19 protein-coding genes are annotated in these 21,734 nt (G+C 36.4%); 11 read left to right on the top strand and 8 right to left on the bottom strand.

The features are described 5' to 3' along the window. Window positions 1-373: 373 nt before the first annotated feature. The gene (locus POD11_RS07390) at window positions 374-2,575 is read left to right on the top strand and encodes a TonB-dependent siderophore receptor (RefSeq protein WP_262456823.1); all 2,202 of its coding nucleotides are present in this window, start codon (window positions 374-376) and stop codon (window positions 2,573-2,575) included. Window positions 2,576-2,629: 54 nt separating this feature from the next. Here POD11_RS07390 and POD11_RS07385 read toward each other — a convergent pair whose 3' ends face one another. Next, complete coding sequence (locus POD11_RS07385; protein ID WP_262456822.1) at window positions 2,630-4,048, bottom strand: aspartate ammonia-lyase; 1,419 nt, start codon at window positions 4,046-4,048, stop codon at window positions 2,630-2,632. Window positions 4,049-4,462: 414 nt separating this feature from the next. Here POD11_RS07385 and POD11_RS07380 point away from each other — a divergent pair, with 414 nt between their 5' ends. The 4 genes from POD11_RS07380 to POD11_RS07365 all read left to right on the top strand — a co-directional run bounded on the left by POD11_RS07380 (window position 4,463) and on the right by POD11_RS07365 (window position 7,534). Beyond that, window positions 4,463-4,645: a hypothetical protein gene (locus POD11_RS07380; RefSeq protein WP_016141085.1), complete on the top strand. Its 183-nt coding sequence runs from the start codon at window positions 4,463-4,465 to the stop codon at window positions 4,643-4,645. A gap of 110 nt (window positions 4,646-4,755) precedes the next feature. After that, entirely contained in the window at window positions 4,756-4,977 is a 222-nt protein-coding gene (locus tag POD11_RS07375; RefSeq protein WP_080649678.1) for a hypothetical protein, read from the top strand. A 536-nt stretch (window positions 4,978-5,513) separates the two neighbouring features. Beyond that, window positions 5,514-6,407, top strand: a complete 894-nt coding sequence (locus POD11_RS07370; RefSeq protein WP_002113716.1) for a LysR substrate-binding domain-containing protein — start codon at window positions 5,514-5,516, stop codon at window positions 6,405-6,407. Window positions 6,408-6,640: 233 nt separating this feature from the next. Continuing rightward, entirely contained in the window at window positions 6,641-7,534 is an 894-nt protein-coding gene (locus tag POD11_RS07365; protein ID WP_003651675.1) for a LysR family transcriptional regulator, read from the top strand. 50 nt (window positions 7,535-7,584) lie between these two features. Here the strand turns inward: POD11_RS07365 and POD11_RS07360 are convergent, their stop codons facing one another. From POD11_RS07360 to POD11_RS07335, 6 genes are all read right to left on the bottom strand, one after another. Beyond that, on the bottom strand, window positions 7,585-8,757 hold the full coding sequence (locus tag POD11_RS07360; RefSeq protein WP_262456821.1) for a thiolase family protein: 1,173 nt from the start codon (window positions 8,755-8,757) through the stop codon (window positions 7,585-7,587). Window positions 8,758-8,822: 65 nt separating this feature from the next. Beyond that, window positions 8,823-10,232 carry a short-chain fatty acid transporter gene (locus tag POD11_RS07355; RefSeq protein WP_046813340.1) on the bottom strand — a complete coding sequence of 470 codons (1,410 nt, stop codon included), beginning with the start codon at window positions 10,230-10,232 and terminating at the stop codon, window positions 8,823-8,825. 116 nt (window positions 10,233-10,348) lie between these two features. Then, window positions 10,349-10,990 (bottom strand): 3-oxoacid CoA-transferase subunit B, encoded by a 642-nt coding sequence (locus POD11_RS07350; RefSeq protein ID WP_224991854.1) that lies wholly within the window; start codon window positions 10,988-10,990, stop codon window positions 10,349-10,351. 1 nt (window position 10,991) lies between these two features. Next, window positions 10,992-11,696 (bottom strand): CoA transferase subunit A, encoded by a 705-nt coding sequence (locus tag POD11_RS07345; RefSeq protein WP_262456820.1) that lies wholly within the window; start codon window positions 11,694-11,696, stop codon window positions 10,992-10,994. Window positions 11,697-11,942: 246 nt separating this feature from the next. Further along, the gene (locus tag POD11_RS07340) at window positions 11,943-12,824 is read right to left on the bottom strand and encodes a LysR family transcriptional regulator (RefSeq protein WP_016145217.1); all 882 of its coding nucleotides are present in this window, start codon (window positions 12,822-12,824) and stop codon (window positions 11,943-11,945) included. A gap of 116 nt (window positions 12,825-12,940) precedes the next feature. Then, the gene (locus tag POD11_RS07335; RefSeq protein ID WP_262456819.1) at window positions 12,941-13,327 is read right to left on the bottom strand and encodes a hypothetical protein; all 387 of its coding nucleotides are present in this window, start codon (window positions 13,325-13,327) and stop codon (window positions 12,941-12,943) included. Window positions 13,328-13,479: 152 nt separating this feature from the next. Between POD11_RS07335 and POD11_RS07330 the strand changes: the two genes are divergently transcribed. From POD11_RS07330 to POD11_RS07315, 4 genes are all read left to right on the top strand, one after another. Then, window positions 13,480-13,896, top strand: coding sequence for a hypothetical protein (locus POD11_RS07330; RefSeq protein WP_016145219.1), 417 nt, complete (start codon window positions 13,480-13,482; stop codon window positions 13,894-13,896). A 466-nt stretch (window positions 13,897-14,362) separates the two neighbouring features. Further along, window positions 14,363-15,784 (top strand): GntP family permease, encoded by a 1,422-nt coding sequence (locus tag POD11_RS07325; protein ID WP_174732120.1) that lies wholly within the window; start codon window positions 14,363-14,365, stop codon window positions 15,782-15,784. A 33-nt stretch (window positions 15,785-15,817) separates the two neighbouring features. Further along, complete coding sequence (locus POD11_RS07320; RefSeq protein ID WP_262456818.1) at window positions 15,818-16,603, top strand: 3-hydroxybutyrate dehydrogenase; 786 nt, start codon at window positions 15,818-15,820, stop codon at window positions 16,601-16,603. A gap of 326 nt (window positions 16,604-16,929) precedes the next feature. Continuing rightward, on the top strand, window positions 16,930-17,916 hold the full coding sequence (locus POD11_RS07315) for an AraC family transcriptional regulator (protein WP_262438005.1): 987 nt from the start codon (window positions 16,930-16,932) through the stop codon (window positions 17,914-17,916). Window positions 17,917-17,979: 63 nt separating this feature from the next. On the opposite strand, the gene POD11_RS07310 is transcribed toward POD11_RS07315, so the two are convergent. Next, window positions 17,980-19,323 (bottom strand): MFS transporter, encoded by a 1,344-nt coding sequence (locus POD11_RS07310; RefSeq protein WP_262456817.1) that lies wholly within the window; start codon window positions 19,321-19,323, stop codon window positions 17,980-17,982. 329 nt (window positions 19,324-19,652) lie between these two features. Between POD11_RS07310 and POD11_RS07305 the strand changes: the two genes are divergently transcribed. After that, window positions 19,653-20,903, top strand: a complete 1,251-nt coding sequence (locus POD11_RS07305; RefSeq protein ID WP_262456816.1) for a dienelactone hydrolase family protein — start codon at window positions 19,653-19,655, stop codon at window positions 20,901-20,903. Window positions 20,904-20,915: 12 nt separating this feature from the next. After that, window positions 20,916-21,701, top strand: coding sequence for an SDR family oxidoreductase (locus POD11_RS07300; RefSeq protein WP_262456815.1), 786 nt, complete (start codon window positions 20,916-20,918; stop codon window positions 21,699-21,701). Window positions 21,702-21,734 lie beyond the last annotated feature (33 nt).

Here is a 21,734-nt window from a genome sequence, read left to right as displayed (position 1 = left end):
TCTAGTGAGATTACGTCCTTTTGTTCGATTTAATGATATTTTTACCGATGATCGAACACTTCCTTTGTCTTAACTTAATAATTAATAGTATTTAAAATCAGTAAGCTAATTTAACAACATTATTTTCCTGTTCTATTTCTCCTGTTGAGTACCATTTTTAGCTTAAGTTTATTTTGAATATTTGGTAATGCTTAAAAAGTTATAGTGCCAATTTCTAAGAAAATACATGAAATTTATATAATGATAAGCCCATAAAAGTTGTATCACATTCACTTAATCGAAAAAATACAGAATAAGTTGTTTCTCAATATATGTAGCGGTATTCTTGCGTGGCTAAAAATAGGCTCAGTAGTTACTTCTAGCGCTTCAAATTATGCACGGTATGGCAGGTAGTTATTCAATGGAAAGACGTTCGTTAAATCTTCACTTCATGACATGCTCTAAAACAGCATTGGCTTCATCTATTGCACTCATAACATCTGTCGTTTATGCAAATGAAGCGGAGGTTTCCCAGCTCCCAACCATTACTGTGAACGCCACCCAAAATAATGATGCGCTATACACATCAAAGAAAGTTAATTTATCCGGTTTTCAAACTGGCGATGTAAAGAAGGTTCCGGCATCTATTACAACCATTACATCTGAACGCATAGCAGATCAACATGCAAAAACCCTAACCGATGTGGTTAAAAATGATTCGTCATTGGGAGATGGTTACGCTGCTATCGGCTACTATCCAAACTTTGTAGCACGAGGTTTTGCACTCGATTTAGGTTCAAGTTATCTCATTAACGGTCACACCATACGTGGTGAGCAAAATATTGGTTTAGAAAATAAAGAACAAGTTGAAATCTTAAAAGGCATTTCTGCAATTCAAAGTGGAATGTCGACTCCGGGCGGCGTTGTTAACTATGTAACCAAAAGACCTGCCAATGTTAAAAACATTACTGTAGATGCAAATTCGGAAGGTGGCTATACACTGGCAACAGATGTTGGCGGCTTTGTTAATGATAGTTTCGGTTATCGAATCAATTTATCACATGAAAGTATTCATCCAAATGTTGACCATGCAAATGGTAAGCGTGAGTTTGGTTCAGTAGCTTTAGACTGGAAAATTAATGATCGCTCTAAACTACTGTTTGACATTGAAGCTCAGCACAAAAGCCAACGCTCCGTACCGGGTTATCAACTGCTTGATGGACAAGTACCAACTAATGTAGATCAAGATCGTTTGTTGGGTTATCAGTCTTGGAGTAAACCTGTTGTAAATAACAGTGTAAATGCGAGTTTAAAATATCAATACGCATTTAATGAGCAATGGAATGGTAGCTTAAGTGCATCACAAAGTCGTGTTGTGATTGATGATAATAGTGCTTTCCCGTGGGGATGTTATAGCGATATTTGTGAAGTTACTGGCTTAGGTAATTCTTTTAATAAACACGGTAACTATGACATTTATGACTTCCGCAGCCCAGATGACACACGTATTACTAACCAGTTTACTGCTGGGTTAAATGGTCAATTTAATACTGGCAATATTCAGCATCAAGTTGCTTTTGAATTACAACGTACTTATAAAACCTTAAAGCGCCATACACCACTTAATATATTGGTAGGAACAGGTAACATCTATCAAGATACGATTGACTACAGTCCGGCATCGGAAAGTTTAGGCGATCGTTACAAAGCTTTAGAAAGCGATCAGACTGCTTTTACCATATCTGACCGAGTTCAATTTAATGATCAATGGTCAACGTTACTAGGTGGAAAACTTATTCATCTTGATGAACAAGCTTATGATCCAGAGGGGCAGCAAAGCCGAGATACGGATTTAAATAAGTTTTTACCGCAATTAGCGCTCATGTATAGCCCAACTACTACGACTAATCTTTATGCTTCATATGCCAAAGGATTATCTGATGGTGGAGAGGCTCCGTGGTTTGCTAATAATGCCTTAGAAGTTCTTGCTCCTAAAAATTCTGAACAATATGAAATTGGTGTTAAACAACAAATTCGAAACTTCTTGTTAACAGCAGCTATTTTTGATTTAAAGCAAGACAATCAATACAGTAAAGTAAATGCAGATGGATCTTTTGATTTTGTTGAACAAGGCGAACAACACAATCAAGGTATTGAGTTAGGTTTAACGGGCGCTTTAACAGATACACTCGACGTAAGCTCTGGCATTACCTATACCAAATCTCGTCTTGTTGATATTGATAGTGACAGCTACAAAGGTCATCAAACTCAGAATGTACCGAAAGTACGCGCAACTGCACAGTTATCTTATAAAGTACCTTCAGTTGAAGGATTAAGATTACTGAGTGGTATGCAATACAGTAGCAGTAAATATGCAAACAAAGAGGGAACGGCAAAAGTAGGCGGGTACAGTGTCTTTAATATTGGTGCTGCTTATAAAACAAATTTTGCTGGGCATGACACGACCTTCAGATTCAATATTGATAACTTATTTAATAAGAAATATTGGCGTGATGTAGGTGCATTTATGGGTGATGACTATTTATTCTTAGGTAATCCACGTGCAGCTCAGTTCTCTACAACTTTTAGTTTTTAAAATAAAAAACAAATAAGAAAGGAGCTTATAAAAGCTCCTTTTTTATTTCAGGAATTAAGCCGACATTTTGGGTTTAACCATATTATTAATCGACAAGATATCATCAAGCACTTGTGCTGATAATAAGCCTTCATTCTGAACTAGAGCCAATATGCTTTGTCCAGTTTCGTTTGCGGTTTTAGCAATACGAGTTGTCGTTTCATAACCTAGGTAAGGGTTAAGTGCAGTCACAATACCAATTGAGTTTTCAACTAAAGCTTTACAGTGTTCAGGGTTCGCCGTAATCGTATCAATACATTTACTTTGGAACATGGCCATTGCTTTACCAAGCAAGTCCATAGATTCAAACAGTTTGAATGCAATAAGTGTTTCCATTGCATTTAACTGTAATTGACCAGCTTCAGCAGCTAAAGTTACAGCCAAATCATTTGCAATGATCTGGAAGCAAGCAAGGTTCATCGCTTCAGGAATAACTGGGTTCACTTTACCTGGCATGATCGAACTACCCGGTTGACGTGCTTCTAAGTTAATTTCATTAATGCCAGTACGCGGACCACTTGAAAGTAAACGCAAGTCATTGGCAATTTTTGAAAGTTTAGTTGCGGTACGTTTTAATAAACCCGATAAAAGAACAAAGTCGCCCATATCTGAAGTTGCTTCGATTAGATCAGGAGCGGACTTAATTTTCTTACCAGAAATTTTTGCAAGTGCCTGAATCGCAAGTTCACGGTAACTATATTCAGTAGTAATTCCCGTACCAATCGCTGTACCGCCAAGGTTCATATAGGCTAAAACATTTGGAATAAGCGTATTAATTTGCTCAAGGTCTTTTTGTAAAGTTACCGCAAAAGCGCCAAACTCTTGACCTAATGTCATTGGCACAGCGTCTTGTAACTGTGTACGACCCATTTTTAAAATATGAGCAAATTCTTGAGATTTATTGCGGAAACTTAAAATCAAGTTATTAAAAGGAAGATTTAGTTCATCTAAACTTAATAACAAACCTAAGCGAATCGCAGTAGGGTACACGTCATTTGTTGACTGCGACATATTAATGTCGTTATTAGGATGAAGATATTGATATTGACCCTTAGAATGTCCCATATATTCTAAAGCCACATTTGCCAATACTTCATTTGCATTCATATTGGTTGAAGTACCAGCACCGCCTTGCATCATATCAATCGGGAACTGGTCGTGAAAATTCCCACGAATAAGTTGATTACAGCTGTATTCAATCGCTTCAAATTTAGTTTGATCTAAGCTTTTAAGATTATAGTTCGCCTCAGCACAAGCAAGCTTTACCATGGCTAAAGCTTTAATAAGGTGAGGGAAATTTCCGACCTTGCTTTGAGTTAAATTAAAGTTTTCTAGAGCACGTAATGTTTGAACTCCGTAGTAGTCGTTATTATTGATCTCTCTATAACCAATAAGATCCTTCTCAATACGGGTGGTAATTTCAGCGTTCATCATTAAACTTCGAATTAGTAAAGAAGATAATTCATATTAGATTTCGAAATGCTTCACTTCTAATGCATTTATCAAGTTAATTATGCATTTTTTGCATATCAAATTTTTAATTTTACAATGAATGCATTAGGAGATTCCGTTTTTAGCCATCAATTCATATGGAATTTTTCTATTCAAATTAAATACTTAATATTAAGATAAATTTAATTTTATAATTTTTTTATAAAGTGAAGAATGATCTAATTTTTTGAAATAATCCTTTAAAAAATATAACACTGATTAATTTAAGTGAAATATCAACTTAATTATCTATATTATCTACTTTTAAAGTGAAGTCTATCTAACAAATTTATATAAAAATGTGATGCATTTCACATAAAAAGCACTATAATACGAAAAAATTTTAGTTTTAAGTTTATGTTAAAAATCACAGCCACATTAATTATCTTGGGAAGTTTTACATACTATGTACTTTTCCATGGTGAAGAGAAAAGTGAGTCTAAAACTTCTCGTCTGCTTAAAGAAGCAGAGCAATCTATCGCTTCTGCTGAAACCTCTGTAAATAAGGCCAATAGTATTGTACCCATATCTTATAAGTAGCCGCAGTTGTTAGGTTAACCTTTTATATCATCCATCAAAATATTGTTTTACTTAAACTTTCTTAAAATTTTAGGTAAAAGATTGTATGTATAGAGACAAAATTCATGAGAATGAAGTTTATCGCCTATGATCCCAATTCTGGGGAAAAATTAAACTTAAAAGAGCATATTCACCATATGGATAAATACACCACCTATATCTTTTTTAGCGATGAAAAAGACAATATGGTGTTCAATCCCCAGAAAAAGCAAGTTTTTGAAATTACTCAATATACTTCTAATATGATGGTTGAAATTTCAAGAAAGTTATATTATCTCATTGGTGAATATTAGAAATTCAGTCTTAGATTAAATACTTTAGTAGAATAGTCAGGTTTTTTTGGTTGAGCTATACTGCAAACATATCTTCTGATTTAAATGAATTTATTAGGTCAGAGAGCTTAAATCCTGAAATAAGCAAGATATTAATTTTTCTGTTTTACAGTCCGTATTCTTCCCCAAGGTGCGGACTTTTTTTATTAAAAATAAAACTTGAGTAAATCTTGGGATTATTTCTGTTTTTTATTAAGGCGAAATTTGTTATTTACTTGAATTATATTAACCTTAGTTTTTGATTTAAAATAATTTTTAGAGTAATAATTTTATCTTTTTATGAGTTGTTGAGTTAAATCAAAGTCTTTTATTCTCTTACGCTCGTTTCTATGTCAGAATTATTCAATACCTATTTTTATTGTTTGGCTTTGCCAATCCTCCATCGCATTTTTGCAGGTACTCCCATGTTTTATAGTTTTTATTCATCTATTCAGCTATTTCTTCAGCTTCCCAACCAGACAAATTAAGGACATAAATATAAAAAGGGAATGCATAAAATGAACTTAGAAGTACGTTGGGTAGAAGACCTTTTAACATTAGAGCGTGAGCGTTCTATTTCAAAAGCAGCCGAAAAACGATTTATTAGTCAATCCGCGTTTACACGTAGAATTCAGCAAATAGAAGAGATGATTGGAGCTGAAGTTATTATTCGAAATAATAAAAATAATATTGAATTTACCGACATTGGGCGAATTATGTTGGTCATGTCTAAAAATATTGAGAAGCAGGTAGAAGAAACAGCCAAGCTGATTAAAAATATCAAAAATGAAACCGAATCAACGATTCGTTTCTGTGTTGTCCACTCATTAGCATCAGGTTTTTTGACTACTTTTTTAAAAAAATTCCCAACATTTATGCGTGATTTAAAAATTGAAATTGTCGCGACGAATAGTGGTGAAGGCTTATCTCTTTTAAAGGAAGGCGCCTGTGATTTTATGATTTGTTATGCAGATCGATCTAATATTAATCGGGTTGGTGATGATATTTTAAGTGGCATCAAGATTGCCGAAACAGAGATTGTTCCAGTATCAGCTACCGAGGCCGACCATACGCCTAAGCATACAATTCAGAGTAATTTTTCATTACTTGCTTATAGTAAGCATGCATATTTACGAAAATTGGTAGATCAACTGATCGAAGGCAAACTGATCTATAAAACTTTATATGAAACTGACAATGCCACCAATTTGAAAGAACTTGTACTACAAGGTCTAGGTGTCGCATGGATTCCAAAAATTAATGTAGAGGAAGATCTCGCTACCGGAAAATTGGTCATGTTGGACCATAATGAGTATTGTCTGCCACAAGATATTTATATTTTTAAAAATAACTTGAGTGATAACAAATCAGTTCAGCAAATCTGGAAGGGCTTCCAAACTCAGCATGATTAAAATTTATAATGATATGTGATGTATTCAACATATTTACATACAAAGTAATCAATTAAAGAGTTCATATCTTTGTCTTTGTGATGAAAGGCTTTATAAAGCATTGCTCATGGTCTAGATTCTTTGTTAATTTAGACCATATATCAATAATTCAGAAATTGAGTGGGTATTTTTATATATGCTGTACTTGATTTCATTCCTTTTGAATGGATTATTTGATCCAGACGGAGACAATTTTGTTTGATCTAGATAGTAGATTACTAAATATTTTTTATCATATTTATCGGTTTAAAAGCGTTTCAATGGCTGCCGATGCTATTGGCCTTACACAACCGAGTGTTAGTAATGGACTGAACAAAATCCGTCAGCATTTTAATGATCCACTTTTTATTCGTGTTGGAAATGAAATGATTCCAACCGAATTGGCTAAAGAAATCTTTCCGCTCATTAGTGAGGTGATTGATAAAGTTGAAAGCATTAATAACTTTAGTGTGAACTTTGATCCGCTAACTTCAGATCAGCTTTTTACAATTGCCATGACAGATGTCTCTCATCTGGTTTTATTACCGCAATTAACCAACTATTTGAAAGAAAAAGCGCCTTTAATTCGCTTAAATATTAGGCCGATTACGCCAGAAACCAGCTACCAAATGGCAAATGGTGAAATTGACCTCGCAATTGGCTTTTTACCCCAATTAGAAGAAGGCTTTTACCAACAAAAGTTTTTTAAACAGCATTATGTTGTGATTAGCTCTAAAAGCCATCCTCGTTTAGATCCAAATAATTTCACTTTAGATGATTATATGCGCGAATATCATATTGATATTGATGCAGGAATCGGGCATTACCATATTAAAAATGAATTACAGAACAAAGGATTGGATCGAAATATTTTAATTCGATTACCAAGTTATTTAGGTGTAGGATTAGTTGTTCAAGAAACAGATGCAATCGCAACGGTGCCGTATTATTTAAGCCAAGTCTTATTGGTGAGAGAAAATCTACAGATTTTACCGGCGCCTCTAGACTTCCCAACTTATGATGTTAAACAACACTGGCATATGTCGTGCCATCATAAAAGTAGCCATAAATGGTTCCGACAAACCTGTTATGAACTTTTTAAAGTCTAAAAAAAAGAAGGTGTAAGAAAAACGCTTACACCTTCTGTGTGGTTTGATTTTTAGATTTCAATTGCGACAGCTGTAGCTTCACCACCACCAATACATAATGCGGCAACACCTTTCTTTTTACCTAGTCGTTTTAAAGCATAGATAAGAGAAAGAATAATTCTTGAGCCTGTTGCGCCAATTGGATGGCCTAAAGCACAAGCGCCACCATGTACGTTAACTTTTGCTTCATCAATACCGAGTTCATGAATTGGTGCCATTGCCACCATTGCAAAAGCTTCATTAATTTCCCAAGCATCTACCTCGTCAACTGACCAACCAGCGCGCTCTAGCACTTTTTGAATTGCACTAATCGGAGCAATGGTAAATTCACTTGGATGCTGTGAGTGAGTAGAAGTTGCAACAATTTTCGCTAAAGTATTTAAGCCATGGCTTTGAGCATATTCTTCAGTGGTGAGTACTAACGCAGCAGCACCATCAGAAATTGAGCTTGAGTTTGCAGCAGTAATTGTTCCATCTTTACTAAAAGCTGGGCGTAATGTTGGGATCTTCTCAAGATTGGCTTTTAATGGTTGTTCATCTTGATCGATAACTTCAACACCTTTACGTGTTTTTACTTCAACAGGAACAATTTCTTCTTTGAAATAACCTTCGGTAATCGCAGTTTGCGCTTTTTTAAGTGAAGAAATTGCAAAGTTATCCATTTGCTCACGTGTAAAGCCTTTAGTGTTTGCCATGTCTTGCGCAAACGAACCCATTAAACGACCTGTTTCAGCATCTTCAAGACCATCTAAGAACATATGGTCCTTAATTTCACCGTGTCCCATACGGTAACCACCGCGAGCTTTCGGCAGAATATAAGGAGCATTGGTCATAGATTCCATGCCACCTGCAACAATAATATTGGCACTGCCTGCTTTTAAAGTGTCTGATGCCATTAGCACCGCTTTCATGGCAGAGCCACACAGTTTATTAATGGTGACTGCACCGACATGATCAGGTACACCAGCTTTACGCATCGCCTGACGAGCAGGACCTTGGCCAATACCCGCACTTAATACGCAACCAAAAATAACTTCATCTATTTGTTCAGGAGCAATGCCTGCACGTTGAATCGATTCACGAATGACAGCAGCACCAAGATCTGGTGCAGTTAAAGCAGATAGGCTACCTTGAAAACCGCCCATTGCAGTGCGGCTACCTGAAACTATAACAATTGAACTCATCTTAATATCTCTTATTGATGTATTTGCTAAATTTGCCTTTAGTCGAAACTAAAGGCGCCAGTAAATTAAAAAGTGGGTGGGGTGTAGCTAAGTGTTCTTCCAAAGAACCACAATAAAAATAAAACTAATGGAAAATGCACAACGAGCTGAGTGACTGTAAAACCAATCACATCTTTTGCTTTTAGTTTTAAAATGCCTAACATTGGAAGCATGAAGAATGGATTGATTAAGTTCGGTAAAGCTTCGGCTGCATTATAAATTTGTACAGACCAGCCTAAATGAACTTTCAAATCATTTGCTGCTTGCATGACATATGGGGCTTCAATAATCCATTTTCCACCGCCAGATGGCACGAAGAACCCAAGGATGGCAGAGTAAATTCCCATCACAATTGCAAAGGTTTCTTTTGAGGCGATTGAAACGAAAAACTCGGCTATATAATGCGACAGTGATAAATCCTGACTATTTAAAGCTTGCGTCATAATAAAAGCGATGCTTCCATAAAGTGGAAACTGAATTAAGATTCCTGATACAGCAGGAACTGCCTTTGAAACAGCATTTAAAAAGTTTCTTGGCGTTCCATGCAACGCTAACCCAAGCATTAAAAACACAAAGTTGTATGTGTTTAAACTTGAAATAGCGATGATTGGATTACTTTTTGAAAATTCAAAAAACATCCAGATTAAGCCTAATGCAACCACAATAATCGTTAAAATAGGCGAGTTTTCTAACCAGTCGCCTGGGCGTGTTGATTTTTCCTCGTGTGGTTTGTCTTCTTCAAACTGCACATCAAAACTGTCAATTGTTTTAACATTATTACCTTTTGGAGCTGACCAGTAAGCAATTGCAATTGAAACAATCACCAAAATAATAGTCATCGCAATAGATTGCCAAAGGAAAATCGTTTCAGTAAATGGAATAACACCAGTTAGGTTGTAAATTGACTCAGGTAAACTAGTTTTATTCGCTTGAAGCTGTGCTGCCGAAGAGCTAATTCCAAGTGCCCATGTTGCTCCCATACCAATAATTGCCGCCGCTGCCGCTGCACGGTAATCCATATTCAGCTCTTTACGTTTTGCTAATGCAATCACTAAAAGTGCTGTAAGAATCGTGCTTACTGCCCAATTGACCAAAGAAATTAATAAGCTGACAGTTGCCACCAAAACAATTGCACCACGACCAGAATTTGGAATACGCGCCATTTTTTGAATCAGAAACTTTACGGGCTTAGATACAGAGACGACATAACCTACAATAATGAGCATAGTCATTTGCAGAGTAAAGGGAATAAGACTCCAGAAGCCATTACCAAATGAAGTCGCTACATCATGTATCGGCGCACCAATACCTAATGCGGCAACAGAAACAATAATGACGCCAAGTAGAGCAAAAATATATGAATCAGGAAACCATTTTTCAGACCAGTCACTAATCCGAAGAGCAAATCTTTCAAAAATTCCTTGCTGTTTTTCCATAGCTGAAAAAATCCTTCTCGTTCTTATTTATAGACAGCACATCCGGTGCTTAAAAGGGTTAAGACTTAAGCTCACCTACTAACTTAAGTCTTATCTCGCTAACTAAAAATTAAAATTTACGCGACTAATGTTTTGTGAAACTCAACACCTGTAGCAGCTTGAATCTGTTCAAGCGTAACATCTTTAGCTAGTTCAATGAGTTCTACGCCTTGGGGGGTAATGTCCATTACGCCTAAGTCAGTAATTACGCGATGAACCACGCCTTTACCTGTTAAAGGTAAACTGCAGTTTTTCACGATTTTTGGCGTGCCATCTTTAGCACAGTGTTCCATAAGCACAACAACTTTTTGAACACCTACAACCAAGTCCATTGCACCGCCCATACCTTTGACTTTTTTACCCGGAATCATCCAGTTAGCTAAGTCACCATTTTCAGAAACTTCCATTGCACCTAAAATCGCAATGTTGACATGGCCACCACGGATCATGGCAAAAGATTCTGAGCTTGAGAAAAAGGCAGCGCCGGGACGTGCAGTAACTGTTTGTTTACCGGCATTAATTAAATCAGCATCAACAGTTTCTTCAGTTGGAAACTCACCAATACCTAAAAGGCCATTTTCAGATTGAAGCCAAACATTAATATTTTCAGGAATATAGTTAGCCACTAGGGTCGGTAAGCCAATACCCAAATTGACATAAAAACCGTCTTCTAGTTCTTGTGCAGCACGTTGTGCCATTTCATTACGTGACCAAGCCATTTTATACTGCCTCCGTGCGTATGGTTTTTTGTTCAATGCGCTTTTCTGGCGTGGCATTGAGAATGATTCGGTTGACATAAATACCTGGTAAATGAATCTCATCCGGATCCAATTCACCAATTTCAACAACCTGTTCAACTTCTGCGATAGTAATTTTTCCAGCCATCGCACATTCAGGATTAAAATTTTGAGCAGTTTTACGGAATACTAAATTACCCGCTTTATCTGCCTTATACGCTTTAACTAGAGCAACATCTGCAGTTAAAGATTCTTCTAAAATGTAGTTTTTGCCGTTAAAGGTACGTTCTTCTTTACCTTCAGCAATGAGTGTACCGACACCAGTTTGTGTGTAAAAGGCAGGAATTCCAGCACCACCCGCACGTAACTTTTCTGCTAGAGTGCCTTGTGGGGTAAGTTCTACATCAAGTTCACCATTTAAATATTGGCGCTCGAATTCTTTGTTTTCACCCACATATGAAGAAATCATTTTTTTGATTTGTTTGGTTTGAAGCAAAATACCTAAACCGAAATCATCTACACCTGCGTTATTTGAAATACAAGTGAGACCAGTCACGCCACTTTGCTTAACTGCAACAATCAGTTTTTCAGGAATTCCGCATAAACCGAAACCGCCTACCGCAAGTGTTTGGTTGTCAGCAATAACGTCTTTCAGTGCTGTCTCTGCATTGGCATAAACTTTATTCATTCTATTGTTATCCTATATCCCTTAGTAATCTTAGTTTTAGCATCACATTTTATGTTATAGAAGTTAATTTTTTTAAAGGATTAATAAGTATAATCAATGAATGGTATCAAATTACCGACAAAAGATCAGAAGTATATAAAGCAAAATACTTTTAAAAAACATTTTATATCATTGAAAATTATAATAATTAATAAATTTAGCTTAAGCGTAGGATTAGCTCACCATAAAAATGCAGTGTTTAATTTTTTAAAATTTATATTGAACTAAAGCCTCAATAAATTGGGCAGAAATATTTGAAATTTCAAAGTTCTTTTTATAAACAATTCCTACAGTCTTATGAATAGCTTCATCTTTTAACTCAATCAAAACATTATGTTCTTTATCAATGTGTTTAGCAAAGTGTCTAGGAATAGCACTTACTCCAATTCCATAAGCCACAAAACTTGAAAGTGATGAAATTTGATGACATTCAACTTTTAAGTCGAGCGTTATATTATTTCGCAAACAATTTTGCTCAACTAAATATCGAACAATTGAAGGTTTTTGTAAGGTCACGAATGGATTTGAACAAAGCTCGTGCCATGTGATAGAAGACGATTGAGCAAGAGGGTGAGTCTTAGGTAATAGAGCCAAGAAGTCTTCTTCAAACAGAGGTTTAAACTCTAAGCCTTCGGTGAGATCAGGTTCGAAGCAGATGCCAAGCTCGAAGATACCATCTTGTACTTTTTCTATAATGGTTTCATTTGGAATATCGTGAATTGAAAAATTCAGGTTGGGGTGAAGCTCTAAAAATTGATGAATCACTTCAGGCAAAATTGCATGAGTCACGAAGGGCATTGAGGCGATACTTAAAGTTCCACGATTAAGCTTAAAACGTTGTTTGACATCGTTTTCCATTTCGTCCCAATTGGCGAGTAATTTTTTAGCATATGGAATAAGGGATTTACCTTCTTGGGTAAGCTCGACACGGCGTGTATTACGATTAAACAACTTTCCGCCTAATTCTTCTTCTAGGCTTTTGATGGTGAGGCTTAAAGCAGACTGGCTTAAATGTAGCTCTAGTGATGCATTGGCATAGTTGAGGGTGCGTGCAAGAGCTAAAAAAGCTTTTAATTGTTTAAGCGTCATTTCATTCCTTTAAATTGCTCAGCTCACCTAGAAGGGTAATTTATACGAAAATTTGTCTAATATGATGTTTTTTGAAAAAAAATTATGAAAAATAAACCAGAGAACATTAGGATGATCTACTTTAGTAAGTTATCCAAGCAGAATTCATCAGTGTTATTTGCAAAATATAGAGCCATTCCAACGACATGAAAAAATAAATAACCTAACCAAATTGCTTGAGGAGCAACTTTTAAGCCTTCTAATAAAATAGTTGTTGAATAAATTGCTACTAAAAAAGTGAATAAGATGATGTATGTAATACTCGCTATAAACTTATATTTTGGTGCTAATTGAGGAACTTTATAACCAATCAAAATTTGCATACCGCAATTTATGATCAGTGCAAGTATAGCTACAAGTATTTGTGGCGCATTTAAAAATTCTAAAGAAAGCTGTTCAATGATGAAAATGATTTGCCACAGCACAAACAGGCCCAGAGGGTACAATATAAATTTAAGCCACATAGTTTTTCATTTTCTTATAGAAATTTATGCCGGCATTCTATTGAATAACGAAGATAAAATAAATACTTTTTTCAAAAACTTAAACTACTGACGGGGGATTTGTATTATCCTTAACTTTTTAAATTTAAATCATTATTAAAGTGGATAATGTCATGAAAAATTTTATTTTTTTAGCATTAGTTTTGAGTTTAATAGGGTGTTCAACAGCCCCAGTTGTTTCAAATACAGCAAAACCAATACCTAATGAGAGAGTGTACAATCAGAACTATTTAAAGAAACAGACTCCTGAACAAGCAAAAGTTACTTTTTTAAGAGATAAAGGTTTTCTAGGATCTGGCTGTACTCATGATATTTATGTAAATAACGAAAAAGTATTTTCAATTCGTTCAAATGAAATAGCTACGATTTATCTTGAGCCTAAATATTATATCTTTAGATTAGAAACTGGTGGGGGAATGTGCCCTAATATTGCAACTTCCCAAGAAACAGAAGTCAAATCAGGAGCAGAGATAGAATATCGAATTTTACTTCCATCTGACTTTAATTTAAGACTAACTCGAATGAAATAAGAGAGTAAGATCTTTTGTCTAAGGTAAATAAGTAATATTAGATTTTAATTAAACCCACTCGTCATTAAGTGGGTTTTTCTTAATTGCCAATAGATTATTAATCTCAGCTAAGAAAATATTTATCAAATTAATTTAAAAAATATATTATTTAATTGTCTTTATTAAATAATATATAAATATTAATTAAATTTACTCAATAATTAATAAGTTTTATCAAACAATAATAATTTTTAAATATTTGAATTTTACCAACCATACAATATAAGTATCTGTATTTTATGTATATTATAAAATTTAAATAAATTACATTGTTTTTAAATATTTTAGTGATATTTTATTTTTAAGCTCATTTACCTATTGCCACACATAGATATTGTGATTTTTATCATTTTAGGTTTGGGATAACCTAAATATCTTTTGGTAATTTTATTGAACCTAATATCTATTCTTTAGGGAGAAAGAATATATGTGGGAATTATTTGTAATTCTACTTTCGCTTGGGCTGTTAATGTATACAGCTTATAAGGGCTTTTCAGTCATTCTCATGGCACCAATTTGTGCCTTACTTGCTGTTCTACTCATTAATCCAGCCAATGTTTTACCGTTTTATTCGGGTGTCTTTATGCCCAAAATGGTGAACTTTATTAAAGATTACTTTCTTGTGTTTTTGCTGGGGGCAATTTTCGGTAAAGTCGTTGAAATGTCAGGAATTGCTGAGTCTATTGCTCGAACCATTGTAAGATGGATTGGGGCGAAAAAGGCAATTTTAACCGTTGTGCTTTTAGGTGCAATTTTAACCTATAGCGGTGTAAGTTTATTTGTTGCTGTATTTGCCATTTATCCATTTGCAAACCAGCTATTTAGACAAGCGAATATTCCAAAACGTTTAATCCCGGGAACCATCGCGCTTGGGGCATTTACCTTTACCATGGATGCATTGCCGGGTACGCCACAAATCCAAAACGTAATTCCAACCACATTCTTTGGCACCAATATTTATGCCGCACCATTTCTAGGAATTATTGGTGCCATTTTTGTTTTATGTATGGGTTTGGCTTACTTGGAATGGCGTCGACGCGCTGCTGCAAAAGCAGGTGAAGGCTACTCTGGCTTTGGAGTAGACAATACCTCGTCTCAAGAAATTGAAGCCGATATGAACTTGCAAAATAATGGAAGTACGGCGCGTCAGTTCTTAGCTTTTGTACCTCTTATTCTTGTTGCTGTAATGAACAAATATTTGTCTAAAGCAATCAAAGAGTGGTATCCAAATGGATTTGATTTTGCCACTGTTGGTCTAGCGGATTACACCGTAGATGTTGCGAAAACTGGTGCTATCTGGGCAGTAGGCCTTGCACTTATTGTCGGGATTATTTCTGCAATTTTATTTGATTATCAACGTGTAGTGACGAATTTCAAAGAGGGCATTAATGCCAGTATTGGTGGCTCACTTTTAGCGGTGATGAATACAGCTTCTGAATATGGTTTCGGGGCAATTATTGCGTCATTACCGGGCTTTGCTCTGATTAGCCATGCAATGAGTAGTACCTTTACAAATCCTTTAGTGAATGGGGCTGTGACCACAACCGTTTTAGCAGGTATTACCGGTTCAGCTTCTGGTGGTATGAGTATCGCTTTAAGTGCGATGGCTGAACATTATAACGCCGCGATTTTAGCCGCTGGCATTCCACCAGAAGTTATGCACCGTGTGGTTGCGATGGCATCGGGTGGTATGGATACACTTCCGCATAATGGTGCTGTTATTACTTTACTCGCTGTTACTGGGTTAACCCATAAACAGTCGTATAAAGATATTTTTGCAGTCACGGTAATTAAAACGTTAGCGGTATTTGTGGTGATTACGGTCTTTACCGTAACGGGTATTGTTTAAATCAGCGCGTTATAAGTATTAAGGAGTAAATAAATGACAAAACTTTTAGACGGTAAGGTCGCTTTTATTACAGGTTCTGCAAGTGGTATCGGTCTAGAGATTGCTAAGAAATTTGCTCAAGAAGGTGCCAAAGTTGTTATTTCTGATATGAATGCTGAAAAGTGTCAAGAAACGGCGAACTCACTTAAAGATCAAGGTTTTGAGGCATTATCTGCGCCATGTGATGTAACCGATGAAGAAGCTTATAAACAAGCCATTGAGCTTACTCAAAAGACCTTTGTTACGGTTGATATCTTAATTAATAATGCTGGCTTCCAACACGTTTCATCTATTGAAGAGTTTCCAACGGCGGTTTTTCAAAAGTTAGTTCAAGTCATGTTAACTGGAGCGTTTATTGGTATTAAACATGTTTTTCCAATCATGAAAGCTCAGAAATATGGTCGTATTATTAATATGGCTTCAATTAATGGCCTAATTGGTTTCGCCGGAAAGGCAGGTTATAACAGTGCTAAACATGGCGTAATTGGCCTAACAAAAGTTGCGGCATTAGAATGTGCACGTGATGGCATTACGGTAAATGCCTTATGCCCAGGTTATGTAGATACACCATTGGTTCGCGGTCAAATTGCAGATTTGGCTAAAACGCGTAATGTGAGTTTAGACAGCGCACTAGAAGATGTAATTTTGGCAATGGTTCCTCAAAAACGTTTGTTATCTGTTGAAGAGATAGCTGACTATGCAATTTTCCTTGCGAGTAGTAAAGCGGGTGGAGTAACAGGTCAAGCTGTGGTTATGGATGGTGGTTATACCGCCCAATAATTTAAGTATTTTATAAAAGCCGCTTATTTTAAATAGGCGGTTTTTTATGCGTTAAAATTTACCATAGTCTACTGTTCAAAATTATGATTTAGCTCTATTATATTGGCTTATAAAAAATCTAATAAAATAAGTTTGTTAAGGTATAAAATTATACTTTAAAGGTATTTAACTTATTTCCATTTTTAAAATCTAATAGAGTGTGAGAAAGTAATCTTTACTCTCTTTCTTGATTAGATATTTTTCAGGAAAACTCGCCAATTTACGGATATTAATTGGCATACAAGTTGCTTTTTTAGCAATAAGTTATTTAGCTAGGTGAAAAGGATATGATATCACTCAGCCAACAGATGGAACTCAATCATTATTCACGCAAAGCTGAATTTGCGCAGAATTTGATGTCCACGATTTGTGGTGAACACCGTCTAGATACAATTTACAAAGACACTCTCGATTTTCACTATGACGGAATGCGTTTGCCTAATAAAAAAATGGCAATCGGTACAATCAGTTATGGTGCAAATGTTGCCATAAACATCTCAAATTTAAAGGCTTATAGTATTAGTTTGCCGATACAAGGTCGACAAGCTCTCAACATTCGTGGCGCTCACTATCAATCTGATGAAAATAGAGGCCTTATTGTTTCAAATAACGATCAACAAGATTTGATTATCGATAAAGATTGCAGAAAATTTCAGGTGGTTATTCCTGAGCGGAGTATGCAAATTGTCCTTGCAGATCTACTAAATAAACCTATAGAAACGCCTATTATTTTTAACCCAGAAATGCATCTGGACTCGGAGCAACTGATTGGTGCATGGTGGAAGAACATTCAAAATTTTGTACAGTTAAAATCGCAATATAGCAATTTTTATGGTTTGCAGATGTTGTCTGAAGACTACGAAAATTTTGTCATTAAAGCATTGTTGTTGTCTCAAGAAAATAATTACTCTGAAGCCTTAAAGTCTCTTTCACATCAAGATGAGCCAGCATATATCCGTAAGGTCCGTAATTTTATTATTGAACATGCCCATGAAGAAATCTGTGCAGAAGACTTGCAGCGTCTGGCTGGGGTTTCAAAATCAAAATTGTATGATGAATTTCAACAGTACTACGGCACCAGCCCAATGTCATATTTGAAAAAATATCGACTCCAACAAATTTATAAGATATTGAGTACAACAGGAGCAGATAGAAAGGTTTCTATTTCAAAGCTCGCCTATGACTGGGGCTTTAACCATTTAAGTCGTTTTTCTCAAGAATATCGCGAAGAATTTGGCGAAAATCCAAGTGAGACCAAAGGTAAAATTTTCTAATATTTTCCAAATAAAAAAACTGATCTAGTCACCTAAATCAGTTTTTTATTTATTGCCTAATATTTATAAACTTTCTTCGAGCTTTAACACTTGTTTATTTTTAGATTTCTCATAAATCACTTTCAGGCTAAGTGCAATAAATGAGATGAAAGTTGGTAAAGCGAGAATAAAGAAAATACCACTTAAGCTTAGGTTAAAAGTAAAAATGAGCGAGCCAAAGAAAGCACCTAAAATTGCACCGATACGACCAATACCATGCATCCATGAAACACCAACCGCGCGGCACACTGCCGGATAGAATATAGCAGCAAGTGGCAGCAATGAAGATTGTGCACCAGCGAGTAAGGCACCAATTAAGAAAATAGTAAGACCCAATAAGAAGATATTTGAGCTCACCAGACCAGCAACAATGAATAGTCCGAAAGCAATAAGATATGAATATTTAATGACTGTAGTTGGGTTTAGTTTATCCATGTACCATCCCATAATGGTTGCACCAATCACACCACCAAAAGGAAAAATCGCGGCGATTAAACTAAACTGTTGAGTACTGAAACCTGCTGTTTTTAAAATTGTTGGCATCCAGCTTGTTAAAAGATAGAACACCAAAAGACTAGTAAAACAGCAGAGCCAAAGCATGCTTGAACCCCACAGATATTTTCCTAGAACTACTTTAACTGGATTTTCATCTGATACAGTTTCTGATTGAGTTAAGACAAGTTTTACTGGCTCTTGAAAAGAATGGCCTTGAATATTTTCTAAAATACGCTGTGCTTTGTCTTGTTGATGACGTGTAATTAAATATTGAGTTGATTCAGGTAATTTAAGCAATAAAGCAACCACTAAAATGAGGGGAATGCTTCCGCCAATAATAATCACTTTGGCCCAGCCATAGCTTTCTAATAGATAAGCTGATAGCACACCACCACAAGAAATGCCCAGCATAAAACCACAGCCAGCAAGGCCTGTAAGGAATGCTTTACGTTTTACAGGCATATATTCTGAGACAATCGTACTGATGTTGGGCATGGCTGCTCCTAACCCAACACCTGTAATAAAGCGATAAATCATTAAATCTTGGGTTGAATTGGCAAAGCCACACAAAATCGTAAATATGGAAAACAAAAGGCTGGTAAAAACAATAACGCCTTTACGGCCAAATTTATCGGCTAAGGGTCCCGAAATGATTGCACCAATTGACATGCCGACTAAAGCTGCACTTAAAACGGGAGCAAGTTGAGGTTTGGTAATTCCCCAGTCATCCAGTAATGCAGGAGCGACAAAACCAATAATTCCTGTGTCTAGACCATCACAGAAGAAGACAAAAAAGCCTAGGATAAAAACCATCCACTGTAATGGAGACAGTTTTTCGCGGTTGATAATCGTGTTTGCATCTATCGTTTTCATACGTATTCCTTTTTTAAAATTTTTTGTTCCCTGAGTAATTCAATGCATTCGTTACACAACATGTGTTCTTGATTGAACTATTTTTAGCCAATAGCCACTATCCAATAAGTCCTAATCTTCATCCATTTTTTCCAAATTAGATAAAAAGTATTAATTTTATTTTTAGTTTAAAGTTATGAAATTTATTATTTTTCTTGTTTTTAGTGATTTATCCAGTTTGATGAGTTTTGATAATTGCGCAGAGATTGGATAATGCTTGCAGCTTTTGGACAGTCTAAAAAAATATTCGGATAGAAGATAAAGCCATAACAATGTCAGGAGTTGACACTATGGCTGGTCAAACCATTCAAATTAAAACTGCATCTGGAAAGCAGTTCAGTGCATATCTAGCAACACCAGAAACGGGAAAAGGACCGGGTGTGGTGCTTTGTCAGGAAATCTTTGGAGTGAATGCAGCAATGCGGGAAAAGGCAGATTTTCTTGCCGAAGAAGGCTATACCGTTTTAGTACCTGATTTATTTTGGCGTGTAGCACCTAATATTGAACTGGGTTACACACCAGAAGATTTTCAAAAAGCTTTTGAACTTTATCAACAATATGACGAAAACCTCGGTGTTGAAGATATTCAAGACAGCTTAGCTTTTTTAAAGACACGACCAGAATGTGATACCTCTACAGGTCTCGGCGTAGTGGGCTATTGTTTAGGTGGAAAGCTAGCTTACTTGGCAGGCTGTCGACTTTCGGAAGTGGCATGTGCCGTAGGTTATTATGGTGTAGGCATTGAAAAAGCGTTAGATGAGTTAGCCAACGTAAAAGGGCGCTTGGTTTTACATATTGCAGAACTGGACCAATTTACACCGCCAGATGCGAGACAAGCGATTGTCGATGCAGCCAACCAATATTCAAATGTACAAGCTTATGTTTATGAAGGTGTTGATCATGCCTTTGCACGACCAAAAAGCAACCATTACCACAAACCTTCAGCACGCTTTGCTCACGAGCGTACAGTAACAGCACTACACGACACGATTGGGCCGAAATATGACTTAGTTGCATTATGGGAAGAGCATATCCGTCATGAGTTCGATACGCGTGACGTACCCGCAACCATGGCAACAATGGTTGCTGAACCTTATGTCAACCATATTCCAACTTTGACTGGCGGTGTAGGCCAAAGCCAGCTTGCTCGTTTTTATCAATATCACTTTGTTCATCAAAACCCAAAAGATATGAAGATCACTTCGATCTCTCGTACGGTTGGCTCAACGCAAGTGGTAGACGAGTTCATTATGAGCTTTACACACGAGGCTGAAATTGATTGGTTATTACCGGGTGTAAAACCGACTGGTAAATACGTCGAAATTCCAATGTTAGGTGTAATTCAGTTTAGAGGTTCAAAGCTGTGCCATGAGCATATTTACTGGGACCAAGCGTCGGTGCTCGTTCAAATTGGTTTATTAGACCCAACAGGCTTACCAGTTGCAGGTGTCGAAACAGCACGAAAACTTCTTGATGAAGATCTTCCTTCAAATACGTTGATGCCATCTTGGTCAAGTAGCGAAGGCAAGCCAGTCAATTAAGGAGTATTTGCAATGAATATAAATTTAAAAGGAAAAGTCGCTGTGGTGAGCGGCGGCGCAACACTCATTGGTAAAGCAGTTGTGCAAGCCTTAGTTAGTTCAGGTGCTCATGTCGCTATTTTAGATATTCATGCTAAAGGAAAGGCGATTGCCGAAAGCTTTAATCATGACGTGATGTTTATTCAAACCGATTTAACCAGCGATGCAGCTATTCAACAAGCTGTGGCGGATATTCACCAACATTTAGGTGAAGTGAGTTACTTGGTCAATCTAGCATGTACATATTTAGATGAAGGTTTCAAATCTTCACGTCAAGACTGGTTACAAGCACTCGATATTAATTTGGTCTCTACAGTTGAACTGAGCCGTGCTTTATACCATGACCTAAAAAAACAGCAAGGTTCAATCGTTAATTTTACTTCAATCTCGGCCAAAGTGGCACAAACAGGGCGCTGGTTATATCCAGTGTCTAAAGCCGCGATACGTCAACTCACACAAAGCATGGCAATGGATTTTGCTGCCGATGGTATTCGCGTCAACTCCGTTTCACCGGGTTGGACATGGTCTCGAGTCATTGCAGAAGTCAGCGGTAATAACCGTGAAAAGGCCGATCGCGTGGCAGCCGATTATCACTTGCTAGGCCGATTGGGTCATCCCGAAGAAGTCGCCAATGTTGTTTTGTTTTTATTGTCACCCGCTGCGAGTTTTGTCACCGGAGCTGATTATGCGGTCGATGGCGGATATTCAGTGATGGGCCCTGAAGGATCACAGCCCGCTATTCCACGTTTAGCCGAATAGCACAGCGTTTTAAAAGCACATTTAGAAAATTAT

Source organism: Acinetobacter sp. P1(2023), from assembly GCF_028367635.1.
In the GTDB taxonomy this organism is placed as follows: Bacteria; Pseudomonadota; Gammaproteobacteria; order Pseudomonadales; family Moraxellaceae; genus Acinetobacter; species Acinetobacter pittii_E.
The sequence above is the reverse complement of the archived record's forward strand: the minus strand, read 5'-3'. Positions and strand labels throughout refer to the sequence as shown.

Bases quoted from the DNA above. Each gene is read 5' to 3' on its own strand.
- POD11_RS07390 (WP_262456823.1), top strand. From the start codon at position 374: ATGCACGGTATGGCAGGTAGTTATTCAATGGAAAGACGTTCGTTAAAT.
- POD11_RS07385 (WP_262456822.1), bottom strand. From the start codon at position 4,048: ATGATGAACGCTGAAATTACCACCCGTATTGAGAAGGATCTTATTGGT.
- POD11_RS07380 (WP_016141085.1), top strand. From the start codon at position 4,463: ATGTTAAAAATCACAGCCACATTAATTATCTTGGGAAGTTTTACATAC.
- POD11_RS07375 (WP_080649678.1), top strand. From the start codon at position 4,756: ATGAAGTTTATCGCCTATGATCCCAATTCTGGGGAAAAATTAAACTTA.
- POD11_RS07370 (WP_002113716.1), top strand. From the start codon at position 5,514: ATGAACTTAGAAGTACGTTGGGTAGAAGACCTTTTAACATTAGAGCGT.
- POD11_RS07360 (WP_262456821.1), bottom strand. From the start codon at position 8,757: ATGAGTTCAATTGTTATAGTTTCAGGTAGCCGCACTGCAATGGGCGGT.
- POD11_RS07355 (WP_046813340.1), bottom strand. From the start codon at position 10,232: ATGGAAAAACAGCAAGGAATTTTTGAAAGATTTGCTCTTCGGATTAGT.
- POD11_RS07350 (WP_224991854.1), bottom strand. From the start codon at position 10,990: ATGGCTTGGTCACGTAATGAAATGGCACAACGTGCTGCACAAGAACTA.
- POD11_RS07345 (WP_262456820.1), bottom strand. From the start codon at position 11,696: ATGAATAAAGTTTATGCCAATGCAGAGACAGCACTGAAAGACGTTATT.
- POD11_RS07340 (WP_016145217.1), bottom strand. From the start codon at position 12,824: ATGACGCTTAAACAATTAAAAGCTTTTTTAGCTCTTGCACGCACCCTC.
- POD11_RS07335 (WP_262456819.1), bottom strand. From the start codon at position 13,327: ATGTGGCTTAAATTTATATTGTACCCTCTGGGCCTGTTTGTGCTGTGG.
- POD11_RS07330 (WP_016145219.1), top strand. From the start codon at position 13,480: ATGAAAAATTTTATTTTTTTAGCATTAGTTTTGAGTTTAATAGGGTGT.
- POD11_RS07325 (WP_174732120.1), top strand. From the start codon at position 14,363: ATGTGGGAATTATTTGTAATTCTACTTTCGCTTGGGCTGTTAATGTAT.
- POD11_RS07320 (WP_262456818.1), top strand. From the start codon at position 15,818: ATGACAAAACTTTTAGACGGTAAGGTCGCTTTTATTACAGGTTCTGCA.
- POD11_RS07315 (WP_262438005.1), top strand. From the start codon at position 16,930: ATGATATCACTCAGCCAACAGATGGAACTCAATCATTATTCACGCAAA.
- POD11_RS07310 (WP_262456817.1), bottom strand. From the start codon at position 19,323: ATGAAAACGATAGATGCAAACACGATTATCAACCGCGAAAAACTGTCT.
- POD11_RS07305 (WP_262456816.1), top strand. From the start codon at position 19,653: ATGGCTGGTCAAACCATTCAAATTAAAACTGCATCTGGAAAGCAGTTC.
- POD11_RS07300 (WP_262456815.1), top strand. From the start codon at position 20,916: ATGAATATAAATTTAAAAGGAAAAGTCGCTGTGGTGAGCGGCGGCGCA.